This is a genomic window from Bartonella senegalensis OS02 (assembly GCF_000312545.1).
Taxonomy (GTDB): domain Bacteria; phylum Pseudomonadota; class Alphaproteobacteria; order Rhizobiales; family Rhizobiaceae; genus Bartonella; species Bartonella senegalensis.
The window spans coordinates 1-14,855 of sequence record NZ_HE997544.1 but is presented as its reverse complement, the minus strand read 5'-3'; the positions used below and the strand labels follow the sequence as shown (position 1 = coordinate 14,855).

The window sequence follows — 14,855 nt, the reverse complement described above, 5'->3', positions numbered from 1 at the left end:
AATTTAAAATAAAATAAAAATACTGTATAAATAATAAATACAGTATGTGTGTATTATATATATGTAAAAATATATTTTTATTAAATAATAATACTATTTACAATACTTTTAAAATATGACACACAAAACTCTATTTCTCTTTAAAATCATAAAAAATCAAATGAACCCTTCACAAGAAAAAGCAGTATCATTCTCTTGGTTTACAAGCACTACAAAGAAATATATTTATTATGTTCTCGAACTTAGTTGTGTGGCCATCGTTTTGCGTTTACTGGGTTCGGTGAACCCTTTTATTTTTCAGGCAATTATCGACCGCATCTTACCCTTTCAGTGTGCTGAGAGTCTCTATGCTATTGTTATCCTCATGATCGCTATCATGCTGTTTAGCACAGCTCTTAGCACTCTATCTGGTTACCTAGGCGTTTATTTAGCCAATCGGCTTACCCTAGAATTTGGACGGCGTATTTATATCCATCTTTTAAGCTTTTCCTTGCCTGTGTTACGTCATTGGCAAATGGGGGAATTATTTTTGCATATCGGAGAGGTTAATACAATTCGCGGGTTTCTAACAGGAAATTCTATATAAAAATAATACAAATAGGAAAAAAATATAATGAATATGGATAACAATTTTGTAATTTTACAAACTAATATAATTAATAATATAATGAATAGCATGAGATAATAGAACGACTAAAATCATTATTAATAGTGATTTCTTTGTAGATGCTTCCCAACTATAGCTTTTAAATCTAAATAACAAAGTACATGCAAAAAAACCTACAAGAAAACCTATAAATTCTGGAAGAAATAATTTTGCAATTTTATAAAAAAAACCTAAAGTATGTGTTGTCTAAATAATAACAGATATCCCTGAAATCAGTTTTATCATAATTTTTAAATTATTTTCATAATAACACTGCTCTCAGAAATATATTACTCGCTATTTTCTAATAAATTAGAAGCAGCATTCTTTAAAACACTTTACCGATGAGAACATTCATCGTACTTGTGTGCTAAGGTTGTAAGACCTTCGTATAGTGCACCTCCTAATGCTCCAGCGCCAGCGCCTGGACCAGTTGCCATGCCACTTAATGCTCCTGCACCAGCTCCTAAAAGAGCATTTGTGCCCACATCATGAGCATAACCACCCACATCGCAACTGTCAGAGTGAAACCAACTTGATGAATGTGAACGGCTTTGTGAATCATGTGATGAGCTTGAACTACCCATTTTAAATCCTCCTTAATTTATTAAAACGTATCAGAGTGATACGTTTAAAATGGTTATTATGCATTTAAAGAAAATGTCAAACATAATTTTAAGTTAAAATAAAATAAAAACAATGTATAAATAATAAATATACTATGTATGTATTGTTTATATGTAAAAATATATTTTTATTAAATAATAATACTATTTACAATACTGTTGGAATATGACACACAAAGCTCTCTTTATTCTTTAACAAAATCATAAAATCAAATGAACCCTTCACAAGAAAAACCAGTATCATTCTCTTGGTTTACAAGCACTACAAAGAAATATATTTATTATGTTCTCGAACTCAGTTGTGTGACCATCGTTTTACGTTTACTGGGTTTGGTGAACCCTTTTATTTTTCAGGCAATTATCGACCGCATCTTACCCTTTCAGCGTGCTGAAAGTCTCTATGCTATTGTTATCCTCATGATCGCTATCATGCTGTTTAGCACAGCTCTTAGCACTCTATCTGGTTATTTAGGTGCCTATTTAGCCAATCGACTTACCCTAGAATTTGGGCAACGTATTTACACACATCTGTTAAGCCTCTCTTTGCCTATCTTACGTCATTGGCAAGTGGGAGAATTGTTTTCACGTATTGGAGAAGTTGATACAATTCGCGGTTTTTTAACAGGAACTATTGCAACAACCGTGCTGAATGTTCTGTTTTCCATTATTTATCTTGCAGCACTCTTTTCTATTAGTCCGAAACTTACCTTTATTGTCCTTATCATTTTGCCCTTACAAATGGGCTCTTTAGCATCGGTTGGTCCCTTTTTGCGCCGCCAATTACGCCGCGCATTCACTCTGCAAGCAGCACATAAATCACGCCTTATTGAAAGTTTTACCAATCTTGAAGCCATCAAAGCACACGTAAAAGAACCTGCTCATACAATACGCATGCAAGAAACTTTAGCCCGCAGTCTCGATCAAAGCCTTACAACGAGTAAATTTCATCTCTTGAATGGGGCTTTAAGCCATATTTTTGGTGATCTTTTCACCATTTTTATCATCTTTTTTGGCGCTCAAGCAGTGCTGCAAAACCAGATTACGCTAGGCCAACTTATTGCCTTTTATCTTCTCGCTGGCAATGTTTCTGGTCCTATCTTAAGCCTTGCATCCTTGTGGGAAGAATGGCAACATCTAAAAATCTCTCGTCTTCGTTTGGGGGATATTCTTAACTCTCCTTCAGAATGGGAAACAGAAAAACCACCTCTTCAGCTCACTACGTCTCCTTATCTTGAAGCGAAAGATATCTGCTTTTCTTACGGAGAAAAACCTATTGTCAACCATCTTGATATCTGTTTGCAACCTGGCAAACCTATCATGTTGCTTGGTCCTTCAGGCTGTGGAAAATCAACTTTAGCCAAACTCCTTTGCGCTCTTTATCCCCCGACAAGTGGACAAATATTGATTAACGATCAATCTATACAGAATTTTGATATCCGTAGCGTTCGTAAAACAATCGCATATTTTCCCCAAAGCCCTTGTCTTTTTTCCGGAACCATTCTTGAAAATATGTATCTTGCCAAACCAAATGCTACTAATGATGAAATCAATACTGCAATTCATGCTAGCGCTTGCTATGATCTCATTGCTCAATTGCCTCAAGGGCTTCATACCCAAGTGGGCGAGCAAGGTGGCTTTTTGTCAGGTGGTCAACGCCAACGCTTAGCATTGGCTTGTTTTTTTCTGATAGAACCGCAGTCTTATCTTGGATGAACCCACTTCTGCATTAGATGACACGGTAAGTGCACAAATTGTTGAACATTTATATAAACTTTCGCAAGAGCGCATCGTTCTTGTCATTACCCACAAACGTGATCTTTTTCCTCAGCATGCAACCATATTAAATTTTACTGATCTGGAGGCAAAAAATGGCAGATAAGGCACCACACTTGCGCCCTTTATCGCCAACGCTTCACATAGTGGTCGCTGTTTTGATCACCTTATTCCTTTTTATTGTGATTGGTAGCTTTGTCACAAAAACAGAGATTGTTGCACGGGGGAAAGGAGCGGTTATTCCCACTTCCTATATTCAATTGGTCCAAGCACAAAATACAGGTCGTATTGAGAAAATTCTCGTAAAAGAGGGGCAATTTGTTCATCAAGGCGATCTCCTTATTCAATTGGATCCGCGTGAAGCCCTCAATGAACGCGCACGCGTTCAAGCCGATATTGCCCAACAGACTCTTCAAGCCCAAATTGCCGCTGCGATTTTAGCTGCCTTGAGTGAACGTGATCCTTTGGATAAAGATTTTGTAACCAAAGGGCTCGCTTATTTGCAGTTTCCTCCCTCAAGCAGTACGACAGCGAAAATGGAGGGAGAAAAACTCATCAGCGCGACCCTTCAATCATTACAAGATAAAGTAAAAGCACTGAAAGCACAAGCTGATCGTGTTACACGAAACGGTGCTGTTCAATATGCGCAATTGGATAAATTAAAAGACGATCAACAATTAAGCCAAGAAAAACTCAAAGCTGCAAAAAGCTTGATGGAAACAAAAGTCATCAGCAACTCCCTTTATCTAGAACGTTTACATGACTTTAAAAATGTAGAACATGAAATTTTAGCCAATCAAAGACGCTTAGAAGAAAATACCGCCGAAATGGAAGCACTCCGTCAACAAAGACAAAGCCTTATTTCCGATGAAATCGCCCGCTATCGGCAGCTTTCTCGTGAAACAGAACTCACTCTGCAAGGATTAAAAGCCAAACTTGACAGCAGCCAATATCGTCTTGACCACCTATCACTTTATGCACCTGTGGATGGACGCATTGATGATTTAAGTATCCACACTTTGGGTGGTTTTGTAGAAGCGGGGAAAACTCTCATGCGTATTGTCCCAGGCTCAGGTGGGCTGATTGTTGAAGCGTTTTTTGATAATCGAGATATTGGCTTTTTAGAAAAAGGCCAACGTGCTTACATAAAATTTTCTGCCTTTCCGCCTGAACGTTACGGCGTTGTCTACGGCACAGTTACGAATGTAGGCGCAACAGCCCGTCGTGAGCAAAAAATTAATGGTGCTTATGCTGTTTTAATCAAAATCGATCAGGATCACATCACTTTTAATCAGAAAGAGTTGAAATTTATCCCAGGCATGACTGTGACAGCTGATGTCATTACTTCAAAACGGCGCCTCATTTCTTATTTCTTTGAACCTATTACCAAAGTTTTAGAACAATCCCTAAAAGAAAGATAATATGTATGAATAAAAAACCAGAAACATCTCCCATAGATCCAATTACGGCTTTGGGTGCTATGGTCGTTTTAATGCTTCAATCCCCCTTATACCGTCGCTGGCGAATTTGGGATATTGAACGAAACTTGGGGCCAGCCTTACGGGTTGGGCAATACAGGCTCTATAAAAATGAACATGGAGCATTTTGCGCCTTTACCACTTGGGCTTTTTTAGATGAAAAAAACCATCAGTCCATGCTTGAAACGGGAGAACTTTTACCCAATGCCGATTGGCAAATTGGAAAATATATGTGGTTCATCGATTATGTAGCACCCTATGGTCATGCTGCTCGCATTGTACGTGATATGCAGCGGCATGTATTCCCTGATCAACAATTTTGCTATGCTGTCCGGCGCAACAAAGACGGTGGGATCAGAAAAATCACCCGCTGGTGTTGTTATAGAGCACAAAATCCATCCGAATAGTTTTCATAAACCAAGTGCGCGTAGACCATTTAGAAATTGTCCCTGCACATACTCTCATAATAGATTTGTTTAGACTTAACTTTTTCCGAACTTATTTTAAAAACGATAGCGCAATCCACCCGAAAAATGAATGCCATTAAAACCAGCCTTGGTAAGCTTATGCTGATAAATCAGATCACTGTGCAGTGTAAGCTTTGGAGATACTTGCGAATGAATACCCAAACCCGTTTCTAAGGAAGATCCAAAGGAACCTAATTGGAAAGCATCTTTAAAATGCACAAATTGTTTTCCTCTAAAACTATGAGAAAGATGAAGCTTGCCATAAAAAGAAACGCTCCGTTCCTTTTCAGATGCCGCAAGCGTCTTAGTCAAACACCCGCCAATACGCATTCCCCATTGATCCAATTCTCCCATCTCAACATCAAATCCATCAATATCGTGTGCTTTATGAAACTGAAGTCGTTGATAAATAAGCTGAACCTGCGGATCAAAAACGAAACCTTGATCCCCTGTTGTAAAGACTCTACCAGCAGACAACAAAACGTTCAGAGGATTTCCTTTTAATGTTGCTGTCTTGCCCCGTACAAAAGTAAGAACATCACCTTCAAATAAACCATAGGATAAAAGACCATCTACATAAAAACCGGCGTTATTTTCTAGGTTACCATATGCTGTAAAGGACCATTTGTGAAACATATTTTTCTGACTGTGTTCAACATCCTGAGGTCGCAGAGAAAGTTTCCCGTAGGTTGCCATAATCCCAAAAGACGTTGTACTTTGTGCATTCTCAATTGTTTTGAGCAAAATATCTGTCTCTAGAGCATTATAATGAAGATTTCCTCCATAACCATATTCAAATGCGGAAAGATCTGAAATATAATGATAATTTCCACCATAACCATGAACAGATAAAGCAGAATTTCCTTTGACTTTTAAAAGTTCACTGGAAATAGATCGCATAACTTTTAACTGCTTGTTTTGGTTTTCAATATCCATCAATCCAACATGAAACAAAGCATTTGGTAAAAAAAGATAAGTTGGAACTTGTGGAACAACATCCCTTACCACTAGCTCAGAATCAGGTACTATAGACACATTGGGAGTAAGCTGAACGTATTTACTTTCAAGGCGAAAATCCCAAAAATCTCCATCGCCTTTTACTAATCTTTGAGAAGTCCTCGCTTGCCCAAGAGAAGAACTTGGACCATACGCATGGAGATAATATTGATAAGGCATACCTTCCAAGGCGATATAAGCATTACTCAACTGAAAAGAACCTTCTGCTGCTTTTCCAGAAACTTGAATAAGTGAAATGCTTTCAGCATTTTCATCGCTTACTGCCTCTCCTTGATTTTCTGTAATAAACTGCACATGGACTGTCGTTTTTCCAGCTACATCACCATGAATCAAAAGCCGATCAGTTTTTTGATTATTCAGTGATCCATCACCATTGAGATGCGTATTAAGGTAAATATGTGCATTCTCTTGCGCACTATAAGCTTCTTTTCCTCCCTTTCCAATATGAAGTGTTTGATATTCCTGTGATGTTGGGGAGGCAAAAGCAATAGCACTATCAGAAAGTTTTACAAATGAAATTGATGAAACTAAATTTGAGACTTGTTGATTCATTTCTTTGCTCTTTGTCACCAACCATTCTGATCCTCCTGTCAAATAAAGCTCAGCAATAGAATCATCAGCAACACGAGTACCCCCTGTAAGGGAAGAAGAATCCGCTAAAATTGCCACAGAAGACTCCTTCTCAGCTGTTAATAATAAATCACCGGAGATTCTTGTGCCTTCTGTTAAGCCAATATAACCACTCCCCTTATAACTATGAATAGCTGTACCAACTGGAACCTCAAAAGTCGTTTTTTTCAAAAAAACAAATCCTTGCTGAACTTCAGTGCCTTCTTTATTCATATCAAAGTGCATACCATAGTTGTTACCTGATACCGTAACTTTTGAATCTTCAATACTAACTCGCGAAACCGAAACATTTGCTTCTTGGTTCACAGTTGATTGTGCATTAATATCTAATCCGATCCACAAAGCACGAACACCGCTAGCAATAAGATTGCTATTCTTTAAAGAAATAGAACCATGCTGACTTACATTTAAAACGGCATAGGCAAAACCATCTTCTTTATTTTCATTTCCTTTATCCATCGCTTGTTGGCTTTTTGCAGTAATGGCAACACCCTCTAAAATTGCACTCCCCTTTATCCCTACATAAAGGGCTGCAGCATCCGTAACATCAATTGATCCCCCTTTCATCTTAATACCCGCATCAACACCACTAAACAGAGCTGCCTCTTGGCCGATGTCCTGACCTTCCACTTTAATTTCTGCGCTCGTTAAAAGAACAGATGCTCCCTGCTTTTCTGCATGAACACCTACCTGAGTAGCTTTAACCAATCCACGATTTACCTCAATCCTCCCACTCTCAGCTCTAAGACCCATTGAGACATCTTTCAAAGTTGAATCGCTCAAAACAACTTTTCCGCCCCGCGATGCAATGACACCATAAGTATCCTCTGCACCATCAACACCATTAATTTGTAAACGCACTGCCTGAATAACTGTATTTGGCTGCTGTGCTACTATGATAGCAGATGATACAAGTGAACCATCTTGCCCATTCTCTTGTTTAGGGGATTTGACAAACTGATATATTTTATCACTAATCATATGACTTGCACCATCACTGCATTTATAAGGTAATTTTCCTTCCTCACATGCAAGTGACACCGATGAACGAGAGTGCGCCTCGACATCTCTGTTTAATAAAAAAGGAAAAACAGCTGTTGCCAAAACGTACAAATGTAAGCGATTTTTAGAAAATTTCATTATCATTCTTCTTTAAACTCTCTTTTTCCCAGCAAAAATAAAAAATGCAGATAAAACGAGATACAACTTTAAATACGATGGGTGCAAAACAGATGAAGATTATTGATTGCATATCCAAATAATTTCAGTATAGATAGTTCGTTTTGTATTTTATGTAAAGCGAGAATGGAAAATAAAAATATAATTCATCCCTGCAACATTTTACAGAATTTTGATCCGAAACACTGCTGAAATTATAAAAGAAAACACTAAAAAACGATTTAGTAAGCTCATCTTTATTTAAGCTCATCTTTATTAAAGAAAGTGTTATTAACGAAAATTTTCAAGAACGTTAAATACTAAACTTTAGCCATATTTCTCAGAGAAACAAGAGAAGCTAAAATTAGAAAAATTCTTAAAAAGCATATTAATTATTTTATATAAACTACGAAAAAGATAAAATACATGAGAGACGTGACACCGAGCCTCTCTTTGTATCCACGAGAAAAGTCTAGAGAACACAATTATAATTGATGTATCAATCTACTTTTGATACAAAAACCATCAATATCTATAATGAAAATTTGGATCAATAAACAGAACCTTTGAATCAAAACACAGCTCCCCACCTTATCATAAGTGCTTCATCATTGGTTAACAAAGGGGCTAAGATTGTTTTTTAATATTGTAGTCTTCCCTTATCCAAAAATGAGGACATTAATCTTAAACAAACTACACGGTAAAAGGCCATTCACATAAAAATTACTTAATCTAAAACTTTGGATATTAAGAGAGAAATATAAGATAAAACGGGAACTATCTACCATTCTAAAATTAAGAGGTCATCAAAGAAAATATCTTACTAAAGTCAATTTTATTGATGACAAAACACTGTGATTTAGCAAAAATATTCCTTGTATCGAATAAGTTGCAATAAAAATAAAAGATGGGAATAGCTACACAGTTCAGAGCATTCATGATACCATTGCTGATTTTAGCTTAATGGACTTTATTTACGTTTTTTGTTAAGAGAGCCATTTTTTAGCTCTCTCCTCATTAGTCCTTTTTATCTGCCTATTTTTTAAGGATGAAACATCGGTGATGATCGTTTTTGTAAAGCTTTTTTTGTTGGCTTATATCTTCTTTCATTTTCAAAATGTGTTAGCAAAGCGCGCTCTTGTTTTGTTGCATTCGTCACACCAAAGGTCTCATTGTCCATAAACTGCTGATAGCCTGCTATCATAAGATTGGTTAGAAATGAATTGCTCCTTGGCGCTTGTGAAACATAAATCCCTTTGGAATCCTGTAACTTATATCGATATCCTGATTTGCTCATGCATTCATAAACTGATGCAAAATCACTCATACGTGAATCCATATCTTCAGAGGTAGAATAGATTGGCTTCCAGCCACATTTTGATAGGGCTTGTTGGATCGTCTTTTTATCTACACCTGGCTTCTCCCATAATGCTAACGTCGATGGGGGAGGCTGGTTAATACATCCAGCTGTGCTTAACAGAGATATACAGCTTAATAATTTTAAAGTTTTCTTCATTTTTTGATTCCTGAAGAGATTTGTACTCGATGAGATGGTCCATACAACTCTCGGCATTTTGGACTCCCACTCCCAAGACAACTATGAACACTGGGATAAGCCTTTATTAGCTTGAGTGTCTCTATCAATGCATTACTGCCAATAGGTATTTTTTCAAAAGTATAAGGATTTCCTCCAATCATTGTACCCACAAAGTCATATTTATGGTTCTCCAAGCCAACACTCTTTTGCTTACCATGACTCAATTTATCTAAAGTATTTGCCATATCTTGAGCGTTATAGGCTGGACCAAAAAGATTAATACTTGTATTGCCTGCTATGCTGTGAATACCACGCTTTTCAAAGTCATGCATTCCATTCCCTACTGTCATACTGCCCCGACTATAAGCATCAATATGCAATCCTTCATTACCATAGCGTTTTAATAAACTTTGTACCTTTTTTGTCGAATTGGTTAAACCAAAAAAGTTATTTTCCATAAACTTCTGATATCCTCCGACCATGAGCTCTGAGAGTGCAGAATCACTTTTGGGAAATACCACAAAATAGTGCGGATCATTCTTATTATCAGCAAACTGGACTGCATAACGGGCTGCAGCATCTGTTGAGGTAAAAAGACCATTGAAAGACACATGTACCTTACCATCAGAGCCAACTTGTAAATGTTCCTTTTCCTCAGACGTTAAATAATGATATTGAGGAAGCAATCGCCCCTTTTTATCTTGTGAAGAAATAATTCTTCCCTTTTCATCACGGTCAACCACAGCGATGGGATGCTCTTTGATGAACATGGTTTTATAAGCTTCATCACTGATTTTTAAACCCTCTTCCAACAATTGTGTTTTCATTTTCCGGTTTTCACGAGTTATATGTTTCAGCTTTACAATATCTAGCTGTTGTACACCCTGATGCGCTCCAGCCGTATTGCTGTTAAGAGAGGTATTTTTTTGTTCGGCATCTTGCTCCGTCAATGTTCTCAGTCCAGTTTCATCGGTTAGGATGATGGTACCATTACTGATAGCAGATTTTGTGTAGCTTTCCTTTGAATCCTGCTTTGTTGAATGATCTAAAATATTTTTGGCAATGTTTTTGACAACGCCATATTTTCCTTGATACATGGGACCACCCGCAATAATGCTGATCCCATCGCTGCTGGTTGTAGCATGGGTACTGTTGGCAATATCCTTGGTGGTGATAGTCTCTGTATTTAGGCTATTTTGGTCTGCTGGTGCACTGCTTTTAATAATCCCCCCGTTCAGTGTTGTTTTGCCTGTAACAGTGATATCAAAGCCTTTTTCACCCGTTTTGATTCCTGATTGTTCGACAACGCTCTCATAATCACTAGAGGATTTATCTTTTTGGAAAGAAACATTGGTTGTGGCTGTATCAACCTTTTCGCGAATGTTAAACCCAATAGTAATAGATTTCTGCTTACTGGAAGTATGACCAGTATCACAGCGGCTGGTAATAGTGAAATCTCCACCAATATTCCCTTTCACGCTCTTCTCAGCAATCAATTCTCCCTCTAGCGAGGTATTTGCCCCATTGGTAATATTGATATCGCCCTTGCTAACAATATGGCTATTCTTGTATTGAACCTCCACACTGGAATTCTTTCCTTGACTAAAAGAGATATTGCCTGTCCCCCCCATGCCACTGGGGTTATAATTGGTACCAACATTCACCGAAATGCTTTGCGAGTGCGTTTGTGTATTTTCTGTATTTTGTGCACTTTCAAACTTGATATTTTGATCCGCTTTCAAGGTGATATTTCCATTCTGCGTATCATTTCTGAGCTGATAAGCAGGTTTTGTATCAGCCATGACCTCTGTACCCACACCATGAATACTCCCTTTGTTGGATTCCATATTTACCGTACGCCCAGCTTCTATTTTATCTGTCACTGCAGTAGAGACTTGAGAAGATGCCTCCGACTTCTCAGACTGAAAACCAACTGTAAAACTGGAAGATGCAGACGCCGTATTGGCAAGAACATCTTTTGTTGAGAGACTTGATCCTCTTGTTGCGTTGCTACTTTCCCCCGTATTACCATTATAAAGTTTGAAGAAATTTTTGCCTTTATTATAGAGATCATAGGCTTTTTTTCCAGCAACAACACCATTGCTAACTTTATATTTTTCATCCTTATTTGTGAGGCGTTTTGTTGCATCACTCATGTCTTTTACCGTGTCAACAATACCAACATTGACAGAAGTGTTAATACTTGCAAAAGACTTTTCATGCACTTCATCTGAATGAGAGACATCATGACTTTCTAAGAGTTTAACATCATGACCAGCATAAATATTTACATCACGCTCTGCTAAAATATTTGCCGCTTGCACGCGTACATCGTGATCAGCGTTAATTTGCACATCCTTTCCCCCTATGAGATCAGACTGTACCGTAGAATTTTCTTCTTGATTCTTCTTGGCTTTTGCGTAAACAATACCTGAAGCGGAGTGGTTGTGTTTTTTGGTCACTTGAATGGCAAAACCGAAACTTTCTTCTTGAGAATTCGACGAACGGTTCTTACATCCATCCTTAACATTGACATCATGAGCAGCTGAAAGGCTGAGTTTTTCATGTGCTTTAAGGCTAGAACCTAGTATATGTACATTGGATTTTTCAGCAGCAATTTTTATATTGCCACCAGCATTCAGAGAAGATCCTTTATACTCAATAATTTCATCGTTTTGTGTTTTGGATTCTTTCCCTCCGATAAATATAAAATTAGAAACTGAACCTACACCAAAACCAGATTTATGCTCTTGTGAAGAATTACTATGATGTTCATTCATACCATCGATAGAAATACTCTCTCCTGTCACACTCATACCTTTTTCAGTGAATATTTGAGAGTCTGAAATTATTGTATCGCCTTGTGACTCAATTACAATGTCACCCTCTGCCCCAAAAGTAGACGAAACTGGTGTTTTATGCATTTCAGATTTATTTGAGCGCTTTTCATTTAAAAATGCTTTTTTTATCCATTTTTGTTGTTGATTAAACTTCTCTTCAGCCCCTTTTATGAAAATATTGCCACCAGATTTAAGAAGAATATTTCTTTCTACCTGATCTTTCGTTTCATCTGCTATATTAGTAATGAGGGTTGATTCAATAACGTGTGTATCTTTTCCAGATTCAAGAGCAATCCCTTCACCTGCAAATATATTTGAACCCATAACTTCACTCACTTCAACATTGTTATGAACTGATTTCCCACCACCAAAAAAACCACCCTTTGTGTAGTCTGATATCTTAAGATTTAAGCTACTTTCCGCATTGTTGATGAGAATGTCGTTGTTTGCTCTCATCTCCACCTTGCCATTAGCAGCAATGGAACTGGCCGTGAGTGTGAAATTATGCGGTTTCCCATCTTGTCCTGCAATAATAGTGAAATCCCCTTTGCTCTTAATAGATGCCCCAATAGAAGCTAATACATGCCTGTCGATTTGAGTGCTTTTACTCTGCAAATGGTATTCCACTTTATCAGCTTTTGCCGCTATATTCATTGCCCCTTGTGCAGCAAAAGACATATTGCCTTTAGCTGCTAAATTGGAAGCAAAAACGCTAATATCTCGACCTGATATGAAATTGATGTCTTTTCCAGCACTTAAATGAGAGCATTTATGCAATACAAAGCGTGATGTTTGACCAGGAATATGATGATTGATACTATTGCGTGTGGCATCTATCGAAATATTTCTCTCTGTTTTTAAATAAAGAGTATCGTGGGCATGAACATGAGAGCCTGCAACATTCAAATCTTTAGCAGCTAAAAATGCTATAGAGCCTCTAGAACTCACTTCTGATTGATGCTGTATAACGGAAACACTTTGTCCCATACGGTTTGTGTTAGTAGCAGATGCTACAGATAAAATGCCCTCTGCTGCTGAGAGTGCCAATGCCCCCTTTGTTTTGAGACGCACCCCTGACACTGTGATATCTTGTTTTGCAATGGCAACAGCATTGCCCCCAGCAGAAAGCGCATCTGTTTTTAACACTGTCTTGATGCTTTCTACATTAGTGTGCCCTGCTTTAAAACGAATGTTATCCGCAAGCATCACAATATCATCACCCGCAATGAAATGCCCCCCTTTACCTAAAAGTTCACCATCCTTGATGTGCAACTGATGTAATGTATGAACCATTCCTGAATTGATCATATTCTTGGCGGTAATATTTATATCCTTTCCTGTTACCAAAGCCCCAGAAGAAACAAAGCACGCTCTCTCTTTTTTGGGGATGTAAAGCACCGGTGCATAAACATTCATCCCCTTTGCTCTTTGGCACACATACATCACCATAGGGGTTTCTAAACCAGCCATTTTTTTTTCGCTCAAAGCCTTACCAAAGGGCAGATTGTGCGCTTTCGTATATTCTGCTCCTCTGTCAAGCAAGATTTTAACTTGTTCAATGGCATCCTTTCCAGGAATTAATGCTTCTTTGCCCAAACCTTGACCCACAAGATCACGCATTTGTTTTTCAATCAGTTGCTTTTCAAAATAAGCATCCCCTAAGAAAAAAAGCTCTTTGTCAGATTTGTACCCAATTTTGCTCAAGTAATAGGCTGCCCCATAAAATTTGTTGACATTAAGAAAGCCTAAGCGAGTTTTATAAAGGAAATTTTGTTTGGGCAAAGCGCTGCTAAGACTACTCAATTGAGATTTTGGCAAAGCCAAAGCGCTCTTATAAATAAAATCACCTGTATCACTCATATTGATATTCGGCATAAATAAAGCATCCACCGCCGTTAAACCTTTTAGTGCATCTAGTGAATTACTTCCAACTGACTTCGCTTCAAAATGGGCTCCTCCTGTAATGGAACCTTTTGCAGCTGTGTTGTTGAGTTGATCAACCGCCAAATTCAAAGTGCCTACCACTTGAATAAGACCAGAAATTGTATCGGTGACTTCTGAGCTAATATGGCGAAAGGTATCATTTGCAAGATCTGAAGCAGTATTGCGACTTCCATCAGCATTATAGGCATAACAATTATCCGTACCTGCCTTACAGCCCAGATAGATATTTTTATAAGTGCTTGCACCTAAATTTGTCAGAACACTGGCATGAATATTAGCATTTCTTGCCGCTTCTATAATGCTATAATGGTTCTCAATACTACCAGCGTTAATGATAAGATCGCCCGTAGATTGAATAATTCCTTGAACGATCGGCTTATGTAAAAACTTCTGTATGACAGTTTTATTTGTCATATAAGACCGGTCATTCCATATATACTTTTGCGTGCGATCTTTGTCATTTTCAGCCGCGATTTTCCACGTAAATGCCTTGTAGACCATACCATTGTTCAAAGTTACCTTGCCATAAGTTCTTTCTTTGCTATCCCAAAACTCTTTTTCCAAAACAAATTCTCTGTGCTCAAGAAAGGGAGTATCAATATATCCTTTGCTCCAGCGATCAGATGTTATTTTGTTCAATACATCCTCTTTATCGGGTAAATCGTATGTGTCTGGCTTTTTAAATGCAAAGATATAGCTTTCGATTTTTTCACTCATTTCAGGTGTGCTATCAGCTTCG

At 37.8% G+C, this 14,855-nt stretch carries 7 protein-coding genes and 1 pseudogene; 4 read left to right on the top strand and 4 right to left on the bottom strand.

Annotated features, from left to right (window positions below):
- Positions 1-250: 250 nt before the first annotated feature.
- Positions 251-586, top strand: a complete 336-nt coding sequence (locus BN200_RS07565) for an ABC transporter transmembrane domain-containing protein (protein WP_244426906.1) — start codon at positions 251-253, stop codon at positions 584-586.
- Between the two features lie 398 nt (positions 587-984).
- On the opposite strand, the gene BN200_RS07560 is transcribed toward BN200_RS07565, so the two are convergent.
- Complete coding sequence (locus BN200_RS07560) at positions 985-1,233, bottom strand: hypothetical protein (RefSeq protein WP_019221959.1); 249 nt, start codon at positions 1,231-1,233, stop codon at positions 985-987.
- Positions 1,234-1,575: 342 nt separating this feature from the next.
- Here BN200_RS07560 and BN200_RS08935 point away from each other — a divergent pair, with 342 nt between their 5' ends.
- The 3 genes from BN200_RS08935 to BN200_RS07545 all read left to right on the top strand — a co-directional run bounded on the left by BN200_RS08935 (position 1,576) and on the right by BN200_RS07545 (position 4,930).
- Positions 1,576-2,985: a peptidase domain-containing ABC transporter gene (locus BN200_RS08935; protein ID WP_244426904.1), complete on the top strand. Its 1,410-nt coding sequence runs from the start codon at positions 1,576-1,578 to the stop codon at positions 2,983-2,985.
- A gap of 155 nt (positions 2,986-3,140) precedes the next feature.
- Positions 3,141-4,466, top strand: a complete 1,326-nt coding sequence (locus tag BN200_RS07550) for an HlyD family type I secretion periplasmic adaptor subunit (RefSeq protein WP_019221958.1) — start codon at positions 3,141-3,143, stop codon at positions 4,464-4,466.
- A gap of 5 nt (positions 4,467-4,471) precedes the next feature.
- On the top strand, positions 4,472-4,930 hold the full coding sequence (locus BN200_RS07545; RefSeq protein WP_019221957.1) for a toxin-activating lysine-acyltransferase: 459 nt from the start codon (positions 4,472-4,474) through the stop codon (positions 4,928-4,930).
- Positions 4,931-5,026: 96 nt separating this feature from the next.
- Here BN200_RS07545 and BN200_RS07540 read toward each other — a convergent pair whose 3' ends face one another.
- The 3 genes and pseudogenes from BN200_RS07540 to BN200_RS07530 form a co-directional block, all read right to left on the bottom strand.
- Positions 5,027-7,783, bottom strand: a complete 2,757-nt coding sequence (locus BN200_RS07540) for an autotransporter outer membrane beta-barrel domain-containing protein (protein ID WP_034989381.1) — start codon at positions 7,781-7,783, stop codon at positions 5,027-5,029.
- Positions 7,784-8,837: 1,054 nt separating this feature from the next.
- Positions 8,838-9,311 (bottom strand): hypothetical protein, encoded by a 474-nt coding sequence (locus tag BN200_RS07535; RefSeq protein WP_019221955.1) that lies wholly within the window; start codon positions 9,309-9,311, stop codon positions 8,838-8,840.
- Positions 9,308-14,536 (bottom strand): annotated as a pseudogene (locus BN200_RS07530) (hemagglutinin repeat-containing protein); the annotation flags it as partial. The gene BN200_RS07535 and the pseudogene BN200_RS07530, both read right to left, overlap by 4 nt.
- Between the last annotated feature and the right edge of the window lie 319 nt (positions 14,537-14,855).